This is a genomic window from Mesorhizobium sp. M1E.F.Ca.ET.045.02.1.1 (assembly GCF_003952485.1).
Taxonomy (GTDB): domain Bacteria; phylum Pseudomonadota; class Alphaproteobacteria; order Rhizobiales; family Rhizobiaceae; genus Mesorhizobium.
The window spans coordinates 6,382,283-6,406,114 of the sequence record NZ_CP034447.1; the positions used below are offsets into that span (position 1 = coordinate 6,382,283).

At 63.6% G+C, this 23,832-nt stretch carries 29 protein-coding genes and 2 tRNA genes; 13 read left to right on the plus strand and 18 right to left on the minus strand.

The window, feature by feature from the left end:
- Entirely contained in the window at positions 1–807 is an 807-nt protein-coding gene (locus tag EJ070_RS31165) for an ABC transporter permease (RefSeq protein WP_126094782.1), read from the plus strand.
- A gap of 418 nt (positions 808–1,225) precedes the next feature.
- Here EJ070_RS31165 and EJ070_RS31170 read toward each other — a convergent pair whose 3' ends face one another.
- Together EJ070_RS31170 and EJ070_RS31175 are read right to left on the minus strand one after the other, a co-directional pair.
- Entirely contained in the window at positions 1,226–1,765 is a 540-nt protein-coding gene (locus EJ070_RS31170) for a cytochrome b (RefSeq protein ID WP_245464734.1), read from the minus strand.
- Positions 1,766–2,060: 295 nt separating this feature from the next.
- Entirely contained in the window at positions 2,061–2,420 is a 360-nt protein-coding gene (locus EJ070_RS31175; protein WP_126094783.1) for a metalloregulator ArsR/SmtB family transcription factor, read from the minus strand.
- 441 nt (positions 2,421–2,861) lie between these two features.
- Here EJ070_RS31175 and EJ070_RS31180 point away from each other — a divergent pair, with 441 nt between their 5' ends.
- From EJ070_RS31180 to EJ070_RS31195, 4 genes are all read left to right on the plus strand, one after another.
- Complete coding sequence (locus tag EJ070_RS31180) at positions 2,862–3,059, plus strand: hypothetical protein (RefSeq protein ID WP_126094784.1); 198 nt, start codon at positions 2,862–2,864, stop codon at positions 3,057–3,059.
- A gap of 114 nt (positions 3,060–3,173) precedes the next feature.
- Complete coding sequence (locus EJ070_RS31185; RefSeq protein ID WP_126094785.1) at positions 3,174–3,419, plus strand: DUF982 domain-containing protein; 246 nt, start codon at positions 3,174–3,176, stop codon at positions 3,417–3,419.
- A gap of 208 nt (positions 3,420–3,627) precedes the next feature.
- Positions 3,628–3,870 (plus strand): DUF982 domain-containing protein, encoded by a 243-nt coding sequence (locus EJ070_RS31190; RefSeq protein ID WP_126094786.1) that lies wholly within the window; start codon positions 3,628–3,630, stop codon positions 3,868–3,870.
- A gap of 721 nt (positions 3,871–4,591) precedes the next feature.
- Positions 4,592–5,395 carry a hypothetical protein gene (locus tag EJ070_RS31195; RefSeq protein WP_126094787.1) on the plus strand — a complete coding sequence of 268 codons (804 nt, stop codon included), beginning with the start codon at positions 4,592–4,594 and terminating at the stop codon, positions 5,393–5,395.
- A gap of 54 nt (positions 5,396–5,449) precedes the next feature.
- Here the strand turns inward: EJ070_RS31195 and EJ070_RS31200 are convergent, their stop codons facing one another.
- The 3 genes from EJ070_RS31200 to EJ070_RS31210 form a co-directional block, all read right to left on the minus strand.
- Positions 5,450–6,172 (minus strand): hypothetical protein, encoded by a 723-nt coding sequence (locus EJ070_RS31200; protein WP_126094788.1) that lies wholly within the window; start codon positions 6,170–6,172, stop codon positions 5,450–5,452.
- A gap of 54 nt (positions 6,173–6,226) precedes the next feature.
- A tRNA-Arg gene (locus tag EJ070_RS31205) sits at positions 6,227–6,303 on the minus strand.
- 125 nt (positions 6,304–6,428) lie between these two features.
- Positions 6,429–6,734, minus strand: coding sequence for an ETC complex I subunit (locus EJ070_RS31210; RefSeq protein ID WP_126094789.1), 306 nt, complete (start codon positions 6,732–6,734; stop codon positions 6,429–6,431).
- A 306-nt stretch (positions 6,735–7,040) separates the two neighbouring features.
- Here EJ070_RS31210 and EJ070_RS36515 point away from each other — a divergent pair, with 306 nt between their 5' ends.
- The 3 genes from EJ070_RS36515 (at position 7,041) to EJ070_RS31225 (ending at position 9,463) form a co-directional block, all read left to right on the plus strand.
- Entirely contained in the window at positions 7,041–8,012 is a 972-nt protein-coding gene (locus EJ070_RS36515) for an NAD(P)H-dependent oxidoreductase (protein WP_127298802.1), read from the plus strand.
- Positions 8,013–8,141: 129 nt separating this feature from the next.
- Complete coding sequence (locus EJ070_RS31220; RefSeq protein WP_245464735.1) at positions 8,142–9,311, plus strand: NAD(P)/FAD-dependent oxidoreductase; 1,170 nt, start codon at positions 8,142–8,144, stop codon at positions 9,309–9,311.
- Positions 9,312–9,386: 75 nt separating this feature from the next.
- Positions 9,387–9,463, plus strand: a tRNA-Pro gene (locus EJ070_RS31225).
- A 281-nt stretch (positions 9,464–9,744) separates the two neighbouring features.
- On the opposite strand, the gene EJ070_RS31230 is transcribed toward EJ070_RS31225, so the two are convergent.
- The 4 genes from EJ070_RS31230 to EJ070_RS31245 form a co-directional block, all read right to left on the minus strand.
- Positions 9,745–10,341 (minus strand): glutathione S-transferase, encoded by a 597-nt coding sequence (locus EJ070_RS31230; RefSeq protein ID WP_126094791.1) that lies wholly within the window; start codon positions 10,339–10,341, stop codon positions 9,745–9,747.
- Between the two features lie 123 nt (positions 10,342–10,464).
- A complete protein-coding gene (locus tag EJ070_RS31235; RefSeq protein WP_245464736.1) occupies positions 10,465–10,863 on the minus strand; it encodes a GNAT family N-acetyltransferase in 399 nt (132 codons plus the stop codon).
- 310 nt (positions 10,864–11,173) lie between these two features.
- Positions 11,174–11,557 carry a histone gene (locus EJ070_RS31240; protein WP_126094792.1) on the minus strand — a complete coding sequence of 128 codons (384 nt, stop codon included), beginning with the start codon at positions 11,555–11,557 and terminating at the stop codon, positions 11,174–11,176.
- A gap of 397 nt (positions 11,558–11,954) precedes the next feature.
- A complete protein-coding gene (locus tag EJ070_RS31245) occupies positions 11,955–12,515 on the minus strand; it encodes a DinB family protein (protein WP_348627529.1) in 561 nt (186 codons plus the stop codon).
- Between the two features lie 104 nt (positions 12,516–12,619).
- On the opposite strand from EJ070_RS31245, the gene EJ070_RS31250 reads away from it, so the two are divergent.
- Positions 12,620–13,213 carry a TetR/AcrR family transcriptional regulator gene (locus EJ070_RS31250; protein WP_126095984.1) on the plus strand — a complete coding sequence of 198 codons (594 nt, stop codon included), beginning with the start codon at positions 12,620–12,622 and terminating at the stop codon, positions 13,211–13,213.
- A gap of 28 nt (positions 13,214–13,241) precedes the next feature.
- On the opposite strand, the gene EJ070_RS31255 is transcribed toward EJ070_RS31250, so the two are convergent.
- From EJ070_RS31255 to EJ070_RS31280, 6 genes are all read right to left on the minus strand, one after another.
- Positions 13,242–14,078, minus strand: coding sequence for a DMT family transporter (locus tag EJ070_RS31255; protein WP_126094793.1), 837 nt, complete (start codon positions 14,076–14,078; stop codon positions 13,242–13,244).
- Complete coding sequence (locus EJ070_RS31260; protein ID WP_126094794.1) at positions 14,075–14,656, minus strand: TetR/AcrR family transcriptional regulator; 582 nt, start codon at positions 14,654–14,656, stop codon at positions 14,075–14,077. The genes EJ070_RS31255 and EJ070_RS31260 overlap by 4 nt, the downstream gene beginning before the upstream one ends.
- Positions 14,657–14,735: 79 nt before the next feature.
- The gene (locus EJ070_RS31265) at positions 14,736–15,350 is read right to left on the minus strand and encodes a LysE family translocator (RefSeq protein ID WP_126094795.1); all 615 of its coding nucleotides are present in this window, start codon (positions 15,348–15,350) and stop codon (positions 14,736–14,738) included.
- Positions 15,351–15,663: 313 nt separating this feature from the next.
- Positions 15,664–16,116 carry a hypothetical protein gene (locus EJ070_RS31270; protein ID WP_126094796.1) on the minus strand — a complete coding sequence of 151 codons (453 nt, stop codon included), beginning with the start codon at positions 16,114–16,116 and terminating at the stop codon, positions 15,664–15,666.
- 107 nt (positions 16,117–16,223) lie between these two features.
- A complete protein-coding gene (locus EJ070_RS31275; RefSeq protein ID WP_126094797.1) occupies positions 16,224–16,586 on the minus strand; it encodes a DoxX family protein in 363 nt (120 codons plus the stop codon).
- A gap of 37 nt (positions 16,587–16,623) precedes the next feature.
- Positions 16,624–17,046 (minus strand): VOC family protein, encoded by a 423-nt coding sequence (locus EJ070_RS31280; RefSeq protein ID WP_126094798.1) that lies wholly within the window; start codon positions 17,044–17,046, stop codon positions 16,624–16,626.
- Positions 17,047–17,220: 174 nt separating this feature from the next.
- On the opposite strand from EJ070_RS31280, the gene EJ070_RS31285 reads away from it, so the two are divergent.
- Positions 17,221–17,976 carry a helix-turn-helix domain-containing protein gene (locus EJ070_RS31285; protein WP_126094799.1) on the plus strand — a complete coding sequence of 252 codons (756 nt, stop codon included), beginning with the start codon at positions 17,221–17,223 and terminating at the stop codon, positions 17,974–17,976.
- A gap of 18 nt (positions 17,977–17,994) precedes the next feature.
- Here EJ070_RS31285 and EJ070_RS31290 read toward each other — a convergent pair whose 3' ends face one another.
- Genes EJ070_RS31290 through EJ070_RS31300 form a run of 3 tightly spaced genes read right to left on the minus strand, consistent with a single transcriptional unit; the run spans position 17,995 to position 20,182 of the window.
- Positions 17,995–18,843 (minus strand): 23S rRNA (adenine(2030)-N(6))-methyltransferase RlmJ, encoded by an 849-nt coding sequence (locus tag EJ070_RS31290; protein ID WP_126094800.1) that lies wholly within the window; start codon positions 18,841–18,843, stop codon positions 17,995–17,997.
- Positions 18,844–18,850: 7 nt separating this feature from the next.
- On the minus strand, positions 18,851–19,474 hold the full coding sequence (locus EJ070_RS31295) for a hypothetical protein (protein ID WP_126094801.1): 624 nt from the start codon (positions 19,472–19,474) through the stop codon (positions 18,851–18,853).
- A 12-nt stretch (positions 19,475–19,486) separates the two neighbouring features.
- A complete protein-coding gene (locus EJ070_RS31300; RefSeq protein WP_126094802.1) occupies positions 19,487–20,182 on the minus strand; it encodes a TetR/AcrR family transcriptional regulator in 696 nt (231 codons plus the stop codon).
- 84 nt (positions 20,183–20,266) lie between these two features.
- Here EJ070_RS31300 and EJ070_RS31305 point away from each other — a divergent pair, with 84 nt between their 5' ends.
- The 3 genes from EJ070_RS31305 (at position 20,267) to galE (ending at position 23,810) form a co-directional block, all read left to right on the plus strand.
- Positions 20,267–20,740, plus strand: a complete 474-nt coding sequence (locus tag EJ070_RS31305; RefSeq protein WP_126094803.1) for a carboxymuconolactone decarboxylase family protein — start codon at positions 20,267–20,269, stop codon at positions 20,738–20,740.
- A gap of 875 nt (positions 20,741–21,615) precedes the next feature.
- Positions 21,616–22,677 (plus strand): UDP-glucuronic acid decarboxylase family protein, encoded by a 1,062-nt coding sequence (locus EJ070_RS31310; RefSeq protein WP_126094804.1) that lies wholly within the window; start codon positions 21,616–21,618, stop codon positions 22,675–22,677.
- Positions 22,674–23,810, plus strand: a complete 1,137-nt coding sequence (galE, locus tag EJ070_RS31315) for a UDP-glucose 4-epimerase GalE (RefSeq protein ID WP_126094805.1) — start codon at positions 22,674–22,676, stop codon at positions 23,808–23,810. Before EJ070_RS31310 ends, galE begins: the two co-directional genes overlap by 4 nt.
- Positions 23,811–23,832: the final 22 nt, after the last annotated feature.

A 23,832-nucleotide genomic window follows, 5' to 3' on the forward strand; every position in this document is an offset into this window, starting at 1 on the left:
ATGCCGACCTATCGCCCCGGCCCCGTCTCGCTCATCCTCGCAGTGCTCGTGGCGCTGTTCCTGCTTCTGCCGCTGCTGGCGGTGATCCCGGTGTCGCTGACGCCGAGCCGCATGCTGACCATGCCGACCGGGGAATTGTCGCTACGCCACTACCGCTCGCTGATCGAGGACCCGCGCTGGCTGGACTCCATCCTGCTGTCGATTCGCATCGGCGTGGTCAGCAGCGCCCTTTCCACGGTGCTGGCGCTCACCTTCAGCCTGGGCGTCTGGATGTTCCAGCCGCGCTTCACGGCCGCTCTTGTCGGCTTCGTGCTGCTGCCGATGGTGGTGCCGCCGGTGGTCTCGGCGGTGACGCTCTATTTCCTGCTCACCTCGGTCTCCGGCATCTCGTCCTTCTTCGGCTACGACACCTGGCTGGGCGTGGCCATGGCGCATTCGGTGATGACGGTGCCCTTCGCCACGGTGCTTATTTTAGTGTCGCTCAGCCAGCTCGACCGGCGCATAGACCTTGCCGCACGCGGCCTCGGCGCCAGCGTCTGGGAGCGCGCGACGCGCGTCATCATGCCCAACATCAAGTTCGGCATCGTCACCGCGGCGCTCCTCTCCTTCGTGCTCTCCTGGGAAGAGATCGGCGTGACGCTGTTCATCACCTCGGTGAACGCCATCACCCTGCCGCGCCTGATGTGGATGGGCCTGCGCGACAACATCGACCCGGCGATCGCAGCGCTCTCGGTGATCCTGATCATCATCACCGTGCTGGTGCTTGCCGTGCGCAGCGTCGTCACGCGCCGGCAAGCCACACCGTAAGCTTGTGGCTTTACCCCAACGAAAGAGGCCCGCCGGGAGCGGCGAGCCTCTTAACGAAGCCAAAGTGGAAGTTTGGCCCGTCATGATCCGGGGGTGTGGATCGCGGAAAGTCTAGCCAAGGGCGGTCCGGCGGGCGATTTACAAATCCGTAAACTTCGGGCCGCGCGCGCCCCGGGCGCTGTGCCGGAATATGATTTTATTCAGTCACTTACCGCCGCATTCCGGCTCGCACGCACTTGTCTTTCAACGAAAAGTGATGGATGCCGAGCCGTCATGGCCGGAGCGGCCGGACGCAGCGCAAGACGAGTGGAACCAGCCCGCTGCGTCGCGATCTTTCAGATTCGCTCCACGCGCCAAGGGTTTCTGATTTTGTGCATGTCGTTCTCCCAAACCGCTCCAGCACTTTGGGCGACGTGCATCAGCCGCCGGGAAGCATTCTTGCCAGCACTCCGTCCCTGCGGACGAAATGATGATAGAGCGCGGCCAAGGCGTGCAGGCCAGCGGCGATCAGTATGCCGTTGGCGCACAGCTCGTGCAGTTCACGGATGTTCCTGGCGGTCGCCTTGTCCGGTGTGAATGGCGACGGTACCGCAAACAGGCCGAAGAAGCTCAACGCGTCGCCCCGGAACCAGGTCAGGAAAATGCCGAGGACGGGGATCGCGATCAGCAGACCGTAGAGGAGGACATGTCCGGCCTTCGCCGCGGTTTGCTCGAGCCCGGACATCTCTGCCGGGAGACCCGGCCTCCCTCTCAGGCCGCGCAGAACCACCCGCCAAAGCACGAACGCGGCAAGCAGAAGGCCGAAGGAAATGTGCAATCGCCAAATGGCGTCCACCGTGGGATCGCCACGGGGATAGAACTCTTCGCCATAGGTCAGCGCATAGAGCAGAATGACGAGGGCAAAGAGAGCCCAATGGAGGAACTTCTGCGTGGACGTGTAGGTGGTGATGATGGCCATTGCACAACTCCGATCGAGGAGCCCCGGTGTCGCGGGCCTTCTTGGCAGACTTGCGGCCGCTAAATTAAGAATCGGTAAGGCTTCGACCAATTGAGGAGACGCGCCAAGCGCAACGTCCGGCGCCGCACACGCGACCCGTTGCCGACCATCCGCAGTCCGCGCAGTTCGAGCGGTTCAGCTTTCTGCCAAACCGCTCAAACTATTCGCAATTCCGGACGGAAAACCGCCGCGCGCTTTTCCTGGAATGACGCCACGCAAGGCGAAGGCAACCTGCCCTCGCCTGCGTCGCAGCCGGTCAGGCGGCCTGTGGCCGCCGCATCCTCTCGACAAGAGCTTGCCGGGCCGGGCCGGCGAGCGGCCGGTCCATGGTCAGCAGCCCGTCGAGCAGCGCGAGGAGCTCACGCGCCGCGGACGACTTGCAGGAGTAGTAGACCATCTGGCGGTCGCGGCGGGTGTCGACCAGGCCAAACCTGCGCAGTTTGGCCAGATGCTGGGAGAGTGCGGACTGGCTGAGTTCGACCTTGTCGGCGAGGATGCCGACCGACAGTTCGCCCTCTGCCAGGTAGTTCATGATGAGCAGACGCTTCTCGTTGCCCATCACCGCGAGAAAGGCTGCCGCGCTTTCTGCGTTGGCGGTAAGTTTCTTCGTGACCATCGATTTCCCCATGTTCATGCTCTTCCGACGCCATGGGGGCAATGGCTTCAGAATTCCAGAGCATTTGGTGGACCTGCTCCGACACGGAATCGGAACCTGCCCTGCTTCTTTGTCGACCAAATCCCTTCGTAACCCGGTTGCCACCACGTCGGGGTATTGGCCTCGGACAGCATGCGCCGCAATATTGTGTGACGCAAGTTGGCGCAGACTCGGAATAATTCCACGCCGCTAATGAGTATCAGCGCTTCGTTGTTTCGGCAAGGATATAGCGAGGCCGGCGCCGCATCCGGCAGGCCTCGGACCAGGCGCGAGATGAAGAACCTGGCGGCGACAGCGCCACGCAGGAAGGCGCATCGCCACCATGTTTTCGAGACTCACCCTCATTTCCGAACCCGTGTTAATATCAGCCGGGGCAGGAAGGGGGACATGGAGGAGAAAGCCATGTCCAATATTTCGCGAAACACGTTCACACCGGACGAGACCGCCATGTTTGGGCGCGTCTTCGAGAGCGGCCGCATCGCCGGAGAAACCGAGGAGCAGAAGCAGGCGCGCGCCTCGCGTATCATCGCCAACTACATGGCCGGCATCACCGACGAGGCCGAACTCGTGGAACTGTCCCGCAAGCCGCTCGGGCGATAGAGGCGGATCATGCCGGCTGTCGGCGCGCTGCTCACATCCTCTTGAAATATCGGGATGAAACCTGCCGGGCAGTTGCGCGTTTCTGATCCGCCATAACGCATCAGGGGTTTCGCGATGATCCAGGGATGGTTTTCCAGGCCGGTCGAAGTCACCGTCGGCATAGCGGGCTCGATTCGGCATATTTCCAACGCGCAGCAGGCCGTGGAATTGCTGACGGGCCAGTGGCGCGACGCCGGCAGCGCGCAGCACGGCGCGGCGCTGCGCGCCTGCCGCCGGGCAATGAGCGGCGACGTTCCGGCCGACAATGCCAGGGAAGCTTTCGTCAGCGCCGCGCGCGAGGCGCATGTGCTGGTCGAATAGAGCGCTCATTTTCCGCCGACGAGAGGCCGCCGGAATGACCTGGCCGGCCCGGGCAGCGTGGCGCATCGCCGATCCAAAATTCTTCGGAACATTATCGGCGGTGGGTGGTTAACGCACGGGTCCGCCAATCGTGCCGGACCCACATCCCACCGGGCGCCAGCCGGTGCCGGTTGCTGATCAAAAGACGGCCATACGAACGGAGGATGTGATGAACGACGTCTGGTTTTCCGAGCCGGTCGTGATCGATTTCGAGCCAAGCGGACAACACAGGGTCTCAAGCTGCTTCGAGGCCGTCGAATGCCTGGACCAGCGCTGGCCAAGGCGGGCGCGCGACCGCACCTGGCGGTCGGCAAGCCGCGTCTGCCGCGACGCCCTCGACGGTTTGAGAAGCCCAGCCGAAGCCCGCAAAACCCTGCGCAGGGCGGCGAAGGCGGCCGGCCTGCTGGCCTGAGCGCCAGGCAATTCCGGAACGAACACGCCCGGGCGTCCCCATCCGCCCCTGGCCGCGCAGTCGAGAAAAGCTTCGGAACATTGCAGCCGCCGACCTGTTTCCTCCCTGTAGTCTGCTGACTACAGGGTTCCAGACCCAAGCCGAGCCCGTTCCGGCTTCCCATCGCCGGGGCGGGCTTGATTTTGTGCCGGGCAATCTGACGGAAACCGCAGCGCGGCCGACGTATACTCGAGAGCGTTCAGGGTGCATCCCGCGGGGTACATGAAAACGTCGGCCGCTGGGCTGCGGGGGCGCCTGTGTGTTCAGGCCCTTTCATTTCGGCGAGTCTGACGTCCGTGTTCAACGCGAAGGCCATGTCATGGTGAATGGGAGGTTACTATCCACAGGCCGTCCGGCGTCTTCTGGACCTGATCTGCCGATCACGAAACCGCCATAACGAGCCATGCGGTTCCGCTCCAAAATGCTGTGATCTAAAATTTCGCCCGTTGCGAAATTTACAAGTTGTAACCATTGTGGTGACACCCGAACCGGAAGTGGTTGCAGCCACCTCCGGCCCGCGGGTGCGCCATCTGGCACCGGGTTGCGGCGCTTTCTCTGGTCGAGGGACGCCGCAGCCCCAGCCAGCAATCCCTAATCTACAGGCACTTGAGTCACTCCGCCTGCAAAGGCAGGGTTTTCCCACAAGGTTTTTGTTCTCTGTGTGTTCCAGCAGGGCAATCCGATGCGAACCTATCCGCAGTCGACCTTAGAGGAGATCATTGATAGCGAGCGGGCAATGCTGTTGGATGGCCCCGAGCGCTACGGGCAGCATTATAAGCATGCCCGTGCTGCAACGATGTACTTTTCGCTCTGCATAGCGAGTATCGAGCGGGATCGGGCCGAAATGTTCGGCCGTTTGTTTTCCCTAATGAAGAAGCACCACACTCTCAGCTTTTTCTCGACCCTCCGGCTTCACAGGGTGCAGGCTATGATGGATCTGCGCCAGGTACTCGAGGCGGGTGCAGCAGCTGCTTTCGCGATCGCCCACCCAGACACGGAGCATTTTGTGGACGTGGATGCGTTCGGGATCATGGATCCCTCGCAAAAATTGACCAGCAAGCGCTACAAGTGGCTTGAAAAAAATTATCGTGATAAATCTGAGTGGGTTTCAAGCACTAAGGGCCATATCAATAGCCATGCCGCCCATGCGAACATCATTAGTGGCGACAGTACCTTTCGCATGGCTGACGATCGCTCGGCAGCTAACGCTCCGTTCTTCGATATCGAAGATGAGTATTTTGTCCGGACTGACCTTTGGCTAACTAGCAGCGTCGCCATAACCCTCATGGATTTGCTTTTTGGCGTGGCAAGCGATGTGGCGCGCACCGGTCGAGCTGTGGTCGAATTCCGCGCAGACTTTCAAGGAACCATTCAAGGCTTAGCCTCAGAGAACGCCGCCCTTCAGGCCGAGATTCAGGCTGGCGAGCGCTATCAGAAGGTGATGCAAGATATTGCGAAGCGCCAGCAAGGTCGTGGCGCTAGTTAGATAGCGGACTCGGCGGCCAAGCTCACAGCATCGGCTTCCACCGGCTGGTCGAAATCAAGCGCGAGAGGCGGGTTGTGTGGCGTTCACTTTAGCCACGTCATCGAGAGCGTGATTGATGCGTCCGCGCAGCAGTCGCCGGGCATCTCGCAGATCCATGGGATTCGCCGGCGGAGGATTCTTCGTATCATGGTGACGATGGAACCAGTTCGCGGTATGGCTGAACCGGATCATCTCCTTATCCTTTTTCCCATACCCTGCCTGCTCTAAGCACTCCATCGCCTTATACAGGTCGAACCAGCCTGGCTCTCCGGCGCAATAATTGAGCGCATGCGCCAGCAGATCGTCTTTCCGTGAGGCGGCATATCGGCTTTGGGCCGCAGTCGGCGCAGGCGGCGGCACAACAATGTTGCCGTCCTTGTCTCGAATGACGATATGGAATTCAGCTGACGGACCGCCAAAGGAAAAATGTGCTGTTTCCGCCCTCAGCATCACATGGCGGATCAGCTTGCCTTGGCGCATCTCGGCGGCACCGTCAGGTTCAACAGATGACTTTCCCATTATGCCCGCAACGATCCCGTTCAAGGTGCGGACTATGCCGTCACCAACGTTGTACACATCCTTGAGGGTGGTGAGATTGTCCAGGTCTTGCGCCTTGAGGACAAGCAATTGGTCGCCGAACTCATGCGGCATTAATTCAACGTAGGGATCGAAGGGTGGCGTGAACACTTTCAACCACGTATTCTGGTCTGAATCGTTGGCCCTCAGTACCAGCCACATCAATCTCGCCTCGGTTGCCCTATCTCTCGCGGAGAGGGTCTCTCATCGATGGAATGGCGATCCCGGCAGGATTCGAACCTGCGACCATCGGCTTAGAAGGCCGGTGCTCTATCCAGCTGAGCTACGGGACCGCTGGCCGGCCGGGGCCGGCTGATGCCACTATGCGGAGCCATTCTATCCAAAATGGATGGTCCGCTCCGATTTTTGTTTACGCAATTCAGGACGGAAAACCGCTGCGCACTTTTCCTGGAATTGCTTAGTGCGTCCAGGGCGTCTTGCGGTCATAGCGGAAATTGTCCGAATAGGAAATCTGCCGGCGCTTCGTCTCCTTCGGCTCCTCGACGCGGAAGGCAATGCCCTGCTTCTCGGCGTAGGCGACCGCCTCTTCCTTGGTGTCGAAAGTGAGCCGCACCTGGCTCAGCATGTCGCCCGAAGTCGTGTAGCCCATCAGCGGGTCGATCTTCTTGCGCTCGGCGGGATCGAACTCCAGCACCCAGTGGCCGGTCTTGGCCTTGCCGGACTGCATCGCGGTTTTGGCTGGGCTGAAAATGCGCGCGGACATGACCACCTCGTTGCCGCCCGAAGACCGGGCACCCTATTCGCGGCGCCCGTCCGAAAGCCCGGTTGGAGCCTGAGGTCGCGCGCCAACCCGTCAATACTGTGCAACGGCGCCGCCCGCAAGCGGCCATGGTCAAGCGGCCATGGTCCGGCGGACGGTCGTGACTGGCACGGGGAACCCTCGCGTCGCCCCGGACATTAACGGAAGGTCAGGCGACCAGCCGCTCCAGCCATCGGATGACGGCTTGCAGGGCGGCAGAGCACCACGAAGCGTCGCCATTCCTTGTCACCCAAGCCCGGACAGTCCGCCATGATCATGACAACCGAACATCCCGTCCTGCAACTGGCCGTGCTCGTCGGCAGCCTGCGCGCCCAATCCTTCAGCCGCAAGATCGCCAAGGCGCTGGCGGCCCGCGCGCCGGATTCGCTGCGTTGCCGCTTCATCGAAATCGGTGAGTTGCCCCTCTACAACGAGGATCTCGACGGCGACACACCGCCTGCCGCCTGGTCGACTTTCCGCGCCGCCGTCAGGGAATGCGATGCGGTGCTCTTCGTCACGCCGGAATACAACCGGTCGATCCCAGGCTGCCTGAAGAACGCGCTCGATGTCGGCTCGCGCCCATCGGGCAAAAGCGTCTTCAAGGGCCTGCCCGCCGGCGTTGTCAGCGTCACGCCCAACAAGCTCGGCGCTTTCGGCGCCAACCATGCGATACGGCAGACCTTCGTCTTCCTCGACATGCCGGTGATGCAGCAGCCGGAGGCCTATATCAGCAACGCCGCCGAGCTCCTCGACGCCAACGGCGCGGTCAAGGACGGCGATACCGCCGCCTTTCTGGAGACTTTCATGGGCGCGCTGGAGACGTGGATCAGAACCGTGCGGCCCGGCGGCTCGTCGTTCGACGCCTTCATGAAGCAGCGCGAGAAAATCGCCGAGGACTATGTCAACGGCAACGCCACATCGCTGAAGGCGATCGTGACGCATAGCGAGCCCGCCACCTTCTTTTCGCCGCGCGGCGACCATCTCGAAGGCGCCAAAGCCGTCGCCGGACGCTACGAGCGCGACGCCGCCAGCTTCCACCAGGGCGGCAGCACCGATCTCGAGGTGCTGCAGGCCTCCGCGAGCGGCGAGCTGGCGTTCTGGACCGGGCTGCAGCATGCCAAGGCGCGCATGGGCAAGAACGGCCAGCCTGCCGAGATGACCCTGCGGGTCACGGAGGTGTTCCGGCTGGAGGACGGCGCCTTCAAGCTGGTGCACCGCCACGCTGATCCCGCCAACGGTTAGCCTCTTATCCGCGACACAATGCCGGGACTCTCCGCAACAAGGGCTATTCCCATTGCCTCGTCGGCGGCATATGTCGGATACACGGTCGTGCCACTTGGGGCCATGACGACGACAAAGACAAGAATGGGCATGGAAGCGGAAATCTCGTCGGACCGGACCGGCGAGCCGGCAATCCTCGACGGCGCAATCGTGATCGGCGCAGGCGCGGCCGGATTGGCGGTGGCGTACGCGCTGATCGAGGCAGGCATCGCCACCGAGATCCTCGAGCGTGAGGGACGGCTGGCCGAGCCCTGGCACCGCCGCCACGACAACCTGCATCTCAACACGCATCGCGACCTCTCGACGCTGCCCGGCGTTTCCTTTCCGAAAGGCACCCCCGCCTTCCCGCATCGCAGCGCGGTGATCCGTCTCTTCAACGACTTCGCCCAGACGCACCGGCTGCCGATCGCCTTCGGCGTCGTCGTTCGGGAAATCGAATTCCGTGGTGACCACTGGCTGGTCAACACCAGCTCAGGCTCCCGGGCGGCGCGGCATGTGGTGGTGGCCACCGGGCGCGACCGGCAACCCTTCATCCCAGCCTGGAAAGGCATGAAGGATTTCTCGGGCAAGGTCATCCATTCGGCCGATTTCGGCCGGGCGAGCGACTATGCCGGAAAGAAAGTGCTGGTGGTCGGCGCCGGCAATTCCGGCTTCGACGCGCTCAACCATCTTTCCGGCGTCGAGACGGGACAGATGTGGCTTGCGGCGCGCAACGGGCCTTCGCTCTTACCCAAGCGCATCGGCAAGGTCGCCGTGCATCGCTTCTCGCCGGTCATGGCGCGCCTGCCGGCCAGGCTGGCGGACGCGGTGATGGCGGCGACGCAGCGGCTGGCCTTCGGCGACCTCAGGAAATATGGCCTGCCCCCTGCCCCGTCGGGCGGCGCCAGCCGCCTCGGCTCGGACTATACCGCGATCGCCGCCGACGACGGCGCGGTCGAAGCGATCAAGGCCGGCCGCATCATCCTCGTGCCGCAGGTCAAGGAATTCAGGCACGACAGCGTGGTTCTCGAGAACGGCCAGGCGATCTCGCCCGACATCGTCATTGCCGCCACCGGCTACCGCACCGGGCTGGAAGCGATGGTGGGCAGGCTCGGCGTGCTCGATGCCAAGGGCGTGCCGCTGTTCAACGGCGGGACCAGCGACCCGAAGCTGCCGGGCCTATGGTTCACCGGCATGCGGCCGAGCATCCGCGGCTGCTTTGCCAACGCCCGCATCCAAGGCGCCGCGATCGCCCGCAGGATTGCCGGGCGGAAGCGCTGAGCCGCTATTTCCGTATGCGAAGCTTCCGTTTTTGGGTTGCCTTCCGGCCCACGGAACCCTATACGCCGCGAGCGTCGGAGTGTAGCGCAGCCTGGTAGCGCACCTGATTTGGGATCAGGGGGTCGCGTGTTCGAATCACGCCACTCCGACCAGTTACTTTTCGGCAAAGCCAGTTCATTGACTGCGGCCCGGATCACCTCGCGCCACCGGAGACTGGCGCGACTGGACCGTAAACCCGCCGGGCGAGTCCCCAACAACCTCAAGCCCGGCGAGCCTACAACCCGATCTGGAACGCGATCGGGACCGGGATCAACCGGCATATCTCACGGTGCAAGACGGGTGCCAGCGGGACCGTCCCGGAATGGGACAGCGGTGGATGGCCTTCCCTTCTAGTCTAGCGGGCAAAGAGATGCGTCTTATGGAAAAGGGTGCGTCACCCCGGCACGCAGCCTTTCAGCTCCGGAAACTTCTCGTCGAAGCGCGCGGCCCAGCGGACCAGCCGGCCGCGGCCCTTTTCCCATTGGCCGGCGAAGCGCAGCGCGAGATAGCCGAGGGCAGCGCGCAGCGCCATCTGGCCGGCGGTGATCTTCTTCGGCAGCTTCGGCGGGTTGGCGTTGATAAGGTCGAGCGCGGTCGTGATCTTCGCCCACTGGCGGTCGAGCCAGGGCTGATAGACCATGGTGTCGGGACGCGTGCGCCGCTCATAGACCATCGACAGCGCGCAGTCGCATATGCCGTCGGCCAGCGCCTCCAGCACTTCGGCCTCGAGCCGCTTGTCGGGATTGCGCGGGAACAGCGCGTTCTTCGACAGCCGGTTGAGATGCTGGGTGATCGCCCTGCTGTCATGGATAGTGCGGCCGTCCTCCAGCACCAGCACCGGAATCTTGCCCAGCGGATTGGCCGAGATCAGCTCCGCCGGCTTGTCCTCCGTCTTGACCGGGACGAGGTCGATGGCGATGCCGGCATAGGCGGCCGCCATGCGGACCTTCGAGCTGTAGGGTGAGGCGGAGGCGTAGAGCAGCTTCGGCATGATCAGGTTCCTGGTTGTTTGCGCGCACTGTTGACCGTATGGGCTTCCGAGGGCAACGGCCAGCGTCGCCAAAACCTGCCGCCAGCCTGACAGAAGCTTTGGTTGACGGGATGCCTGTCGTTGCTACCGTTCCATGATGATGGTTCGTTCGTCGCCGTGGAAACTGTCCCGGACCGGTCGGAAGCCAAGCCTAGAATAGAATGGCTCCGCGGTGACCGAGGAAGGCACTGTCAGCACCGTCACACCATTTGCCCGCGCGGTTTGCTCGATCTCCAGCATCAGCCGCCTGCCGACGCCACGCCGTTGAAATCCAGGATCGACAAACACGGATCGAACCATCGCTCTATCCAGACTCGCAGTTCCCACGATTCTGTTGCCGACGATGGCGACCAATACCTGACGCTGCTTGAAGAGCTGCAGCATTGCCGAAGGGCTGAAGCTCCGCTCGACGCGGGCGATGATTTCCGGCGAGTAGTCCCTGGCGTTGGTTTCACGCAGAGCGGCCACGATCAGGCGGCTCACCGGTTCCGCGTCGTCCTAGCTCGCCGGACGAACTATAAGTGCCAAAGCCATGAAGCATTCGTCTCGCATCCTAGCCGCTGCGAATCTGGCATGACGCAGTTCCCCTCGCCCGACGGCCGGATCGATCCTGCCAATGTGCACTGGTCACCGCAACAAAAAGCTCCCGGAAGTTTTGCCGATGGCAAAATTTCCGAGAGCTTTAGGAGGAGCGTGCGTTCCGACTCCGCTCGCTATCACGCCGAGCCGGCGGGAGGGGCGCCTCGACGGCACCCGCCCTCACCCATCGCGGCCCGCAAGCGAAGCTACGCGATCACTTCTTGGCAGGCGCCTTCTTTGCCGGCGCCGCCTTCTTCACCGCTGCCGTCGATTTGGCGGCTGCTGCTTTCATCGGCGCCTTGGCGGCGGGCTTTGCCGCTGCCTTTGCGGCAGGCTTGGCGGCCGGCTTCTTGGCCGGAGCCTTGGCTGCTGCCTTGGCGGCGGGCTTCGCCGCGGCCTTGGCGGCAGGCTTTGCCGCTGCCTTCGCGGCCGGCTTAGCCGCAGCCTTCGCGGCGGGTTTCGCCGCGGCCTTGGCCGGAGCCTTGGCGGCTGCCTTCGGCGCTGCCTTCTTCACTGCTGCGGGTTTCGCGGCAGCTTTCGGTGCCGCTTTCTTTGCCGGCGCTTTCGCCGCCGGCGCCTTGGTTGTCGTCTTTGCCATGCGATGCCCCTTGCGTTTTGCCGATGGTCGTGAGTGACCCGGCGTGCTCATGCATATCTGACTCGCGACTGTCTAGCCAGCGAAGCAACACAATGATTTTTAGTTATTGAATTTTGGTTACACAAGACGCCCTGACAAGGGTAACGACGCAAAAAACGACAACGAATCTTTGTCTGTCGAAGTGAAACTGCGTCTCCGAGAATTCCCGACGCTCTCTATCGCCCGATCATCCGGACGTGTCGACGCTGCCCAGAGAGCAGAATGTGAGCGCATTGCTCATAATGAAGACGAAGCGGCTCGGCGGCGGTTTCATCTTGTCCAGCGGAAAGATCTACAGGTCAAGTCGAAGCAAAACCGTACCGGAGTAGCGGCAAAGCTTGCCGGCTGGGAAGTGAGCTTATTGCTCGCATTCCAGCAACTGTCGGATCATGCGTCGAGCGGCTCTGGCTTGCCGTGCAGGCGACGCGACGGCTCGGCCCGGTGCAGATGGACGGCATAGGTATCCCAAGGCGGCGAGACCTCGATCTGCGCCCAGCATGCGGCCGATCTCGCCGCGATGATAGCCGCCATGCAGGACGACATGGGTCAGCATCTCCTGCCTAGTCATGCAGCCCTTGTCGCCGTCGGTGAAGGTGAAGGCGACCGGCTGCGCAAGTCGTTGCTTAGAAACGGTTTCGATATAGTCGAGATACCAGCGGTCGCTTTCCGCCATGGCGGCGCGCAGCTCAGCCGGCTCCAGCGTTTCTTCGGTGTTGTCGCTCGCATAGCCGTGGTCAGCGCCGGTGACACGCGCCGCAAAGATCCGCGACACGACATGGATAGGGTTCATCAGCCTCAGCGCGGCGAGGCGTTTCATCTCGTTGTCGTGCGGATCGAGACCGGCGAGCTTCTCCAAGAGCTCGTCATTGGCCCAGGCCTGGTAGACAAGCAGGCTCTTCAGCAACGTCCTGGCACTCATCCGCCCGCGCCCCATTTGCGTTGGAGTCAAATGTGAGTAAGCTGTTTATATTCTCGGGAGAGCCGGCCAGGATGTCTACTCGCATTGCGAAATCCGCTCCGCGCATGCGCAAGGAACCGCGCCAGGCGCGCTCGGTCGCCACCGTCGAGGCGATAATTGAAGCAGGTGCTCGCGTTCTGAGCGAGATCGGCTGGGCGGGCTTCAGCACCAACAAGGTGGCCGAAGCGGCCGGCGTGAGCATCGGCTCGCTCTATCAGTATTTCCCCGACAAGCTCGCGCTGGTCGACGCCATCCGGCGCCGCCACTTCGATCACGTGCTGTCGGTCATCCGCGAAGCCGCGGCCGAGGAGAAGCCGCTGAGGCAGTTCGCGCGCGAGCTGGTGCGCGGCATGATCGCGGCGCACAGCATCCATCCGACGCTGCATCAGGTGCTGCTCGACGAGGCGCCGGGCGACCGCGGCTCGCGCGCCGCGCATGCCTCGTTCCAGGCCCGCTATCTCGAGCACTATGCATCGGCGGTCGCGCAATACCGCCGGCGCAAGAAGGATACCGAGACGATGGCGCGGGTGCTCTCCTCCGCCGTCGAGGGCGTCATCCACAACGCGGCGCGCCGTAACATGCTCGATGCGCCGGAACTGCAGAAGCAGCTCAGCGAGTTGATCTGCGCCTATCTGTCCGGCCAGGGCGCGCGAGCGTGACGATGGCGAGAGCCAGCGGCCGACGCCGTCACGGCCGATAGCCGAGACAGATCGCGCCGAGCGCGACGACGGCGCAAGCGCCGACACGTCGGGGGGTCAACGCCTCGCCGAGGAAGAGCCGGCCGATGAAGACCGCGAAGACGACGCTGGTTTCGCGGATGGCGGTGATCGGCCCGGCCGGTCCCAGCGCGAAGGCGGCCACCACCGCGCCATAGGCCAGAAGCGCGAACAGGCCACCGCCCAGGGCCTTCCAGGTCTCGGGCGCGTGCGGGTCGACGGCGAGCCGGCCGCGTAAGCCGACGAAGGTCGCGAACAGCAGGGCGCCGTAGATCAAAAGTACCCAGGCGGTGTAGGCGCCGCTGTCACCGGCGGCCCGCACACCGATCGCATCGACGGTCGCGTAAGCTGCGATGATCGCGCCGGTGGCGAGCGCGTGGAGGATGGATGTCACCGAGGCCCTGCCTCGCCCGAGCGACAGCCCCATGATGCCGCAGGCGACCAGCGCGATGCCGACGAGCTCCGGCGCGGTGAGGCGCTGGCCGGCCAACGCGAAGCCGCCGAGCGCGACCAGCAGCGGCACGCTGCCGCGCACGATCGGATAGACCTGCCCCAGTTCGCCATAGCGGTAGGCGGCGACCAGGAATACGCTGTAGCCGGTCTGAAGGACGGCCGAGAGCACGACATAGGGCCAGGCAGGCGCGGCCGGCAGCGGATGGAAGAGCGCCAGGACAATGGCGGCAGCCGTGCTCGAAAAGCTCATGACGGTGACCGTCCACAGCCTGTCGGCCCCGGTCCGCAGGAAGGCGTTCCAGCTGGCATGCAGAATTGCCGCGAACAGCGCCAGCCCGACGACCGTCGCGTTCATCGCGGCGCCCGCGCGCTGGCGATGATGGCGGAAGCCGCCTTGCGGGCGCCGTCGATGGCGGCAGCTGGCACTCCCATCTGAGCCATCAGTGTCGCGCCCTCGATCAGCATCAACAGCGCCGCCGCGGCGCCCTCGGCCGGCTCGGTCGGCATCTCCTTCTCGAGTATGGAACGCATGCGCGTCCGCAAGCCGTTCTTCTGGTGGCTGGCGGCCTTGAACACCGGATGATCGGGATCGCCGAACTCGGCGAGAGCATGCGCGAACAGGCAGCCGTGGAAATCCGGATCGCGAAACCAGCGCTCGTGCCAGTCAAGGATCGTCGCTATCTTCGCCGCCGCCGTGCCCGCCGTCGCCGCCAGCCGGTCGAGCTGGCGTTCGAAACGCGCCGCGCGATGCTCCAGCACCGCGACGATCAGCTCGTCCTTCGCCGGGAAGTGGCGGTACATCGTCATCTTGGCGATGTCGGCTTCGGCAATGATGCGGTCGATGCCGGTGGCATGGAAGCCGTCGCGCTTGAACAGCGCGTACGCCGTGTCGATAACATGCTGGCGTTTGGCGGAAGGCGATGAAGGGGTCATGTCGCCAAGGTGATGAGACAGGTCTGTCTCTTTTCTAGCGGTAGCTCTGCTTTTTGTCAAATTGGCAAGTCGCCCGGCGTCAGCGCGTTACGGCGACCGCGACGCCGGCGCCGACCATCACGCCGCCCGCCGCACGGTTCACCCGGCGCACGATCTTCGGTGTGCGCAGCAGTTTGCGGGCGCGGCCGGCGAGCACGACATGTCCACCGATCACCACGATCTCGACAGCTACGATCACCACCATCAGCACGCAGACACGACCGGCGTCGAGCGAGGTGCCGACCACATTGGGCAGCAGCGCCAGGTAGAACAGCGGCATCTTCGGATTGCCTAGATTGAGCGCGACCCCGGTGGCGAAAATAGCAAGCAATCCGCGCCGCTCGGAGACGGGCTGCAGTTCCGGCACGACCGGCGCAGCGCTCCATAGCCTGATGCCCATCCAGATCAGGTAGGCCGCGCCGCCGTAGCGAAGCACCGTCATGAGGATCGCCATCTTGGTGGCGACAATCGACAGGCCAAAAGCCGCGAGGCTCAGGAAGATCAGGATGCCGACCACCGTGCCGATGCCGTAGGCGATGCCCGATGCCGGGCCGTTGGAGATCGTGCGGGCGACGATCGTCATATTGTCGGGCCCTGGGCTGGCGGCGAAGACGAAGAAGGCGGCCGCGAAGGCAAATATGGTGGCAAGATCCATAAAAACTCCCGAAAGTGATTTGTGCTCTCGGGCGGTCAGATTAGCCGATTTGCCTTCCGGCGATAGGCGGCAGCCCGCAATATTCGCGATAGGGCCGATGTCGGCGTCACTCCGAATGAACTTGCGTGTCCGGCATCCAGGAGTCAGGCGGATTCCGCGCCTCCCTGACCACCGAACCTACGTGACGCCACGGATGGTGGCGGCAAGCTTCCATCCAAGGTTCATCGCGTCGTTGCGGCGATTGATTGGCAACACATGGCTGCGGCGGCCGCCATGGGCGCCGCAGTTTCTTAAATCAGAAGCAGGCTGACCTTTACCGCAGCACGCGGCAGCGACCGTTATAGACCATCCAGCGGTCGAAGCCCGAGACGCAGAACTCGACATTGTCGCCGATCGAGGCAAAGCCCTGCCCTTCCTCGATCAGGTACCAGATGGTGCGGTCGCGGCCATCCGACAGGCTGACGGTGGCGCCGCAATAGCGCCGGCCGATCGGCCATTCGTCGCTGGCCGGCAAATAGCGATGCTGGTGAACGCGATGGAAGTCGGTGATCGCAACATCCGGCAGATGCGGCACGTGACGCACCTGATATGAGAAGCGGCTGGTGATCTTGCTCAGCACCCAGGGCTGACCGCAGACGCCACCGTCATCCTCGGTGTAGACGGCAAGGTCGGCTGCATGCGCGGCCTGGGTGAAGCCAAGCGACGTGCCAAGCGGCGTCAGAAGCGAAATCAGCGCGGCAAGAGCGGAATGAGCGAAGCGAGTCATGACAGCCTCTCAAGATCGGTTGCGCGCACTGTGCGGATTCGCTTGGCGGCGGTCAAGCGGTTGCGAAAACAATGGTTTCCAGAAAACATCGTTCCAGATGTCACTGGCTAGGTCGTTGCCGCAAGCAGCAGCCCGCCAATGACCGCGACGTTGATCAGAAAGGCATTGCGCAGCACCTGCCGTTCCGGCTCCTCGGATGCCCAGAAGCGGAGCAGCATGAAATTCGCGGTCAGCGTGAACACGACGAGCGCGCCGGCGGCGAAGGGCATGGCGAGGCCCAGCACAAGCATCAGGCCGGCGACGATCTCGAGCGCCGAGCCGGCGGCGAGCATGAAGGAAGGCGCCGGAAAGCGCTGCGCGGCCAGATAGCCGCGCATCGCCTTGAATTTCACGAAGTGCTCGATGCCGGCGAGGATGAACACGCCGCCGATTAGAAGCGCGCCAAGCGCCTGAGCGTTCTGAACAAACATGACGACCTCCTTTCGACGGAATATGGGCCTGTAGTGCCTAGTCCTCAGGGATGAAAGCGGGGTTGTAGACGACCTCCCAGAGATGATCGTCTGGGTCCTGGAAATAGCCGGCATAGCCGCCCCAGAAGGTCTTTTGAGCCGGCTTGACCACGTGCGCGCCGGCCTTGATGGCCTCTGCCATCACGGCGTCGACTTCGGCTTCGCTGGCCACATTGTGGCCGATGGTTAGCTCGGTCGGGCTGCGGCCGCTCTGTGGCACGGTGGCGTCGTGGGCGATGCTCGAACGCTCGAAGATGGCGAACTTCAAGCCGCCGGCGAGCTCGAAGAAGGCGACGGCCCCGTGTTCGAACTCGCGGCCGATGATGCCTTCGGTCGGCAGGCCCAGGCCGTCGCGGTAGAATCTAAGCGACGCTTCCAGGTCGTCGACGCCAAGCGTGACGACGGTGATGCGAGCTTTCATTTCTCTCACTCCTTTCTATATTCGGGACCACATTCGGAAACGGACGCGGTCTGACAGAAGCGCATGAAGCGCTGTAAAGCTGCATCCGTTTTGCCACGGATGACGCGGCCGGCATTGAAGATTTCGGCCAAAATGACCGTCGCACCGATCCGGGCGGAGCAGATCGGAGAAGAAATGGAACCGGTTCTGGCGCAGACCACCGGCTTCTTTCGGGAGCGGCCCGTAGCCCGAGGCCTGGCTGGCGCCTTTTCCGCGCTCTGGGTGCATCGCATGGATCATCAGGCTGTCCCGCCGATCGTGATCACGCCCGACGCAACCATCGACCTGCAATGGATCGACGGCCGGTTCCGCATCGCCGGTCCGGACAAGGAGCCGCAGATCGAAAGGCCAACCTCCGGCGCGGTGATCGTCGGCTTCCGCTTCCGGCCGGGAGCCGCCGCCGGTTGGCTCGGCGTGCCGGCCAGCGAGATCGTCGGCGAACGCCTCGACCTTGGCCAGCTCTGGGGCACGCGCGCCCGGGCGCTGTCCGACCGCATCAAGGCCGCGCCGGACCTCGACGCCATGGTGCGGCAACTGGAAGAGACGGTCGGCATGCACACGCAAGGGCGCGATGCGCTCGATCCGCTGATGGGCAGAGCCTTTGACGCTGTCGAGGAAGGACTGCCGCCGGAGACGCCCTTGGTTCCTTTCCTGCAGCGCCACCTGCATATGAGCGAGCGGACGCTGAGGCGTCGCTTCGAGAGCGCCTTCGGCTATGGCCCGAAAACGCTCGACCGCATTTTGCGCTTCCACCGCTTCCGATGCCTGCGCGGGAAAGCCGGCGATGCCTCGACCGCCGTGCTCGCCATCGAGGCCGGCTATGCCGACCAGGCGCATCTGATCCGCGAAAGCCGGCGACTGACGGGGATCACGCCATCGGCACTGACATAGCTCAATCTTCGCGCGAGCTTACTCGCCGGCCAGCCACTCGATCGTCCAACGCGACGGCTGCTCGACGGCCAGCACCTTGTGCAGGGCCGGCAGCAGCACCCGCAATTCGCCCTCCAGCGTGAAGGGCGGATTGACGACCACCAGGCCGCTGCCGTCGAGGCTGGGTTCGTTCGAGGCCGGCCGGATCTCGAAGCCGATGTCGAGCAGTTTCGGAATGCCGGTCTCCTGCAGCGCCGCGCGGAAGGCGGCGACCGCCTTGCGGTCCTTGATCGGGTACCAGAGCGCGTAGATGCCCCCCGGCCAGCGCCGGTGCGCGCGGCGCAGGTTCTCGACGAGGCGCTGGAACTCGCCCTCTTCCTCGAAGGGCGGATCGACGAGGACCAGGCCGCGCTTCTCCTTCGGCGGCAGATGCGCGCCGAGCGCCAGCCAGCCGTCGAGCACGATCACCCTCGTCTGGAAGTCACCGGCAAAGACGGATTTCAATCGCGCCGCATCCTGAGGGTGGAGCTCGATCGCGGTCAGCCGGTCCTGGCTGCGCAGGAGGTGGCGCACGATCAGCGGCGAGCCGGGATAGCGGCCAAGGCCGCCGCCGGGATTTTCCGCGCGCACCGCTTCCAGATAGGGCTGAAGGAGCGCTGCCGCCCGAGGCTCGAGCGTGGCCTCGAACAGCCGGCCGACGCCGCCCTGCCATTCGCCGGTCTTGCCGGCCTCGACAGAAGCGAGGTCGTAGCGGCCGATGCCGGCATGGGTGTCGATGACACGGAAGGCCTTGTCCTTCTGCTTCAGATACTCGACCAGGCGGCTGAGCACGGCGTGCTTGACGACATCGGCGAAATTGCCGGCGTGATAGGCGTGGCGGTAGTTCATGCCGTCCTCATCTCGGCGAACCGCCGCGGCCCCAGCGCGGTGGTGGCGGCTGCGAGTTCGGGTTCTGCGGCGGTTTGTTGCGACGCCCAAAGACCAGCGACAGCACCAGCCCGGCCAGGCCGATGCCCATCAGCGCGTAGCCGACCGGCCACGCCCTCTCGTCGATCGAGCCGGTGCCTGCGCGCAGGATCAGATCGACGGCACGCATGTCGATGCCGTCGGCATCGCCTGGACCGACGGTGAAGACATAGGCGCCCGGTGCGACCGTCTCGATTACGCCGGCCTCGTCGCGAAAGATCTTGTCGGGCAGTTGCGGGCTCACCTGGCGCGGATTGTCGGTGCGGTTGAAGGACAATGTCGAGGCAAGCGCCGTGCGGCCGCCGCTTGCCGCGGTCAGCGTCAGCACGGTGCGCTGCTGCGAGGCGACGCGCTCGGCCCGCGCGGTAAGGTCGACCAGCACCCGCACGGGCGCATCGCTTGCCGCCAGCCGTACGGTCGCCGACCGGAAGCGGCCGCCCTCGTAGACCCTGTAAGTGCCGATCGCATGGCCGGAGAAATTGCTCATCGCCCAGGGATAGAAGACGCCGATTGCGGCGCCGGCGATGAGGACGAGAACCGATAGGAAGCGCATTGAGAACCCTGGTTACGATTTTTTCCGGGCGCGATCGCCACTTTTGGCGGCCTCGCCCCGGGCAGCGTCGCGAATCCGCTCCATCTCGTCCAGAAACATCTCCAGGCCAAGCTCGAAAGTCTTGTCGAAACCGCTCGTGCCGAAATAGGCGCCAGCCGCCACGACACTTGGGTAATCGCGCGCCAATTCTTCGTCGCTGACCGTGGTGACCGCCGATGGCCCCTTGGCGTAGCCGGCGGTCTCGTCGAGGATGGCGCCCATCAGATAGTAGCCGGCGGCGCGGAACAGGCGGGCGCTGAGCTCGACCCCGAAGCCGCCGTCCTCGAACAGGCCAATGATGGCGTTGAGCTTGGCAAGACAGGGCGGCGAGTTCATGCGGTAGACGACGATGAACGGCGCGAAGGCCGGATGCTCGGTCGCGACGCGGCGGAATTCCTGCATGCCGATACGGGCCCGCTCGCGCCAGGGCAGGCCGTCATCGGGGATCACAAGCCGGCTCATCTGCCGGTCGACCAGCGCCTCGTAGAGATGCGCCTGCGAGGGGAAGTGATGGTAGATGCTCATCGCCTCGCAGCCGAGCGCAGCGGCGAGCTTGCGCATCGAAAAGCCGGAGAGCCCTTCCCTCTCGATCACGTCGAATGCGGCGTCCTCGATCATCTCGCGGGACAGCCGGCCGCGGGTTCGCTTTTTTTTGATCGATGAGTCCATGGCGTCGCTTGACAACTTACACTGTAAGGTTCACGTTCCAAATACCTTACACCGTAAGGCTAACAAAGACCAGAGGAGAAAACCATGTCCGTCCTTCGCATCGTCTCAAATGTGCATTCCTGCCTTCGTTCCGCTTGCCTCATCGCCGCCGCCGGCACACTCGCGGCCATGCTGACCTCGGCGCCGGCGAGCGCCGACGACTACGATGCCACCATCAAGGACATCCAGTCGACGATGGGCGGCGTACCCGGGTTCGTGAAGCAGTTCCCGAAGGCCGGTCTGCCCGGCGCATGGGCGGAGGTCAAGGCCATCGAGCTCAGCGACAAGACGGCACTGCCGCCGAAGGTGAAGTCGCTGATCTCGCTGGCGGTCGCGGCACAAATCCCCTGCAGCTATTGCGTCTGGTCGGACACCGAGAATGCCAAACGCGCCGGCGCCACCGACGAAGAGATCCAGGAGGCCGTCGCCATGGCCGCCTTGACCCGCCACTGGAGCACCATCTTCAACGGCATGCAGGTCGATCTCGCCCAGTTCAAGAAGGATATGGGCGGGGAGTGATGCCGGAGCCACCAACGCAAGGACGTGGCCCGCGAAATCGCAGGCCGCGTCCGTTGCTGAAACGCCTGCGGTCGTCTTGCGACGGCCGCGATGCCGCCGCTCAGCGGGCCGACCGAGCGTTTCCGGAGATCCGGCCATCATCCTGTATTGCTGAAATCGCTTTTCTTTTCTCTGCACTTCCAAGTGGTGGCGCCCTTGCGAGGAGCGTGAAACCACATCGGAATGCTCGAGCTGCAGCGGCGCCGTCCGTCCTTCCTCGCCGCGGCGCCTGGATTCCGCTGTCCTGGAGGCGCGTGCCTATTTGCGACTGAACTCCTCCTCTTCACGGGCTTGTTCTTCGGAGAATCGGAAGATCGAAGAGCAACATAAAGCAACTTCCGAACCTGAAAGACTAGAACGGATCGCGTTTCCGGGCGCTCACCTTGAGGCTTTCGCTGCTGCCGTTCGACGAGCTTTTGCCGGCTCCGCAGTCACTTGGCTCATTACCACGCGAAAACCGGCAAGGCCGAGCCGCTTCGAACCGGCGGACAACCACACAGCGGCCGGCTGATGATTAACCAATCACAAACGTGTGGGGTTAATAGAACTCTAATTTAGTTGACTACATCGCGCGCAGGTATATCTTTGTATGCGTTGGGTGTGCAATTTGGGCGAGCAGTCCGCGGTGGTGGCAACCATAATCGTGGATCGCGACTTTAGGGGCAAAGGGACGCTAAGCGGCAGCAAATAGCCGTACGGCAACGACCCCGCGAACTCAGAAAAAACACATCAGTTGTGGCGATTCCGCACATGCGGAGGGATCGCCGTGATTTGGCCTGGTCGGGCAACGCCGTTGCCCCGGCCCGGACGGGGAATGTGTGCGGTATGAGGGCGCCATGGGCAGGGTCATCAAGGTTCTAAATCTAGACAACAATTCGGGACGGAGGCGTGCCGATCGCGGTCGCGCGCTGGTCGCCGGCGGAGCGGGATTTCTAGGCTCGCATTTGTGCGAGAGGCTGCTCTTCGACGGTTATGAGGTCATCGCGCTGGACAATTTCCATACCGGCAAAAGACACAATCTCGCTGGCATGGCGCACGATGCTTCCTTTACCTGCATCAAGCACGATATCGTCGACGCGTTGCCGGCGGACTTCGCCGTCGACGAGATCTACAATCTCGCCTGCCCCGCTTCCCCGCCGCACTATCAGGCCGATCCGATCCATACGTTCAAGACCAGCGTGCTCGGCTCGATCAACCTTTTGGAACTTGCCAGGCGCCACAAGGCCAAGATCTTCCAGGCTTCCACCTCCGAAGTCTATGGCGATCCGCAGGTGCATCCGCAACCGGAAGGCTATTTCGGCAACGTCAACACGCACGGCCCACGCTCCTGCTATGACGAGGGCAAGCGTTCGGCCGAGACGCTGTTCTTCGACTATTCGAGGACATACGGCATCGATGTCCGCGTCGCGCGCATCTTCAACACCTATGGTCCGCGCATGCAGCCCGATGACGGCCGCGTGGTGTCGAACTTCATCGTCCAGGCGCTGCGCGGCGACGATATCACCGTTTATGGCAGCGGCACGCAGACGCGCTCCTTCTGCTTCGTCGACGACCTGGTCGAGGGCTTCTTGCGCCTGATGAATGCCCCGGTGGCGCCGCTGCACCCGGTCAATCTCGGCAACCCGGTCGAGTTTACCATCATGGAATTGGCCGAGCTGGTCATCGACTATACGAATTCGCGCTCGCGCATCGTGCACCGGCCGCTGCCCGTCGACGACCCCAGGCAGCGCAAGCCCGACATTTCATTCGCCAGACAGCATCTCGGCTGGGAGCCTAAGGTCGCCTTGAGCGAAGGCCTTGCCCATACCACGGCGTATTTCGACACCCTGCTGGGCCGCCGCCGGCCTGTCGCCCCGCGCAGAGTCCACGCGTCTTCCGTCAGGGAGGCGACGGCATGACGACCCGCCGCCCCGTTCTGGTGACGGGTGGCGCCGGCTTCATCGGCAGCCAAACTTGCAAGCTGCTGTCGGCCGCGGGCTACCTGCCGGTGGTCTACGACAACTTAAGCCGTGGCAACCAGACGGCCGTCGCCTGGGGTCCACTGGTCGTCGGCGACATACGCGGCCGCAATTCACTGCAGCGGGCAATCGAAGCCCACAGGCCGCAGGCGATCATCCATTTTGCCGCCCTTGCCTATGTCGGCGAGTCGGTCAGCGAGCCGGCGGATTACTACGCGACCAATGTCGGCGGCACGATCGCGGTGCTGGATGCGGCGCGGGCAAACGGCATCGACAAGGTCATTTTCTCATCGAGCTGCGCGACCTACGGCGTGCCGGAAGCGCTGCCGGTCAGCGAGGCCGCGTCGCAGAAGCCGATCAGCCCCTATGGCCGCAGCAAGCTGATGGGCGAACAGATCATCAAGGACTATGCCTCTGCCTATGGGCTGAAATACGCGATCCTTCGCTACTTCAACGCTTGCGGCGCCGACCCCGAAGGCGAGCTCGGCGAGTGGCACACGCCCGAGACCCATCTCATCCCAAGGGTGCTGATGGCGGCGTCCGGCATGATCGAGGCGATCGAGATCTTCGGTACCGACTACGAGACTGCGGACGGCACCTGCGTGCGCGACTATATCCATGTCAGCGACCTCGCCCGCGCGCATCTCATGGCATTGATGCATCTGGAGGCCGGCGGCGCCAGCCTGGCCGTCAATCTCGGCACCGGCCGGGGCATTTCGATCAAGGAGATCCTCGAAGCTGTCGGCCGCATCACGTCACGGCCGGTTCCGGTCATCTACAAGCCGCGCCGGCCGGGCGATCCGGCCGAGCTTTACGCCGACCCCGGCCTGGCGCGCGAGACGTTGGGCTTCGTGGCCGAACTCTCCGACATCGATGCCATCGTCAGGACAGCCGCGCCCTTCTTCGGGCTCGGGCCGATTGCGAAACCGGAGATTTTCAATGCGTCCGCCGCCGTTTCGCGCGCAAAAGGCGCGCCGCGCGGAAGGGGCGCTACGAAAAAACGCCAGCCCGCGAGGCTGGCAGCCGTCCCTGTGAGTAATGTGTCGGGACGTGGGCTCGCTGAGCTGGGTTGAGGGCTTGTCTCAGCGAGCCTCC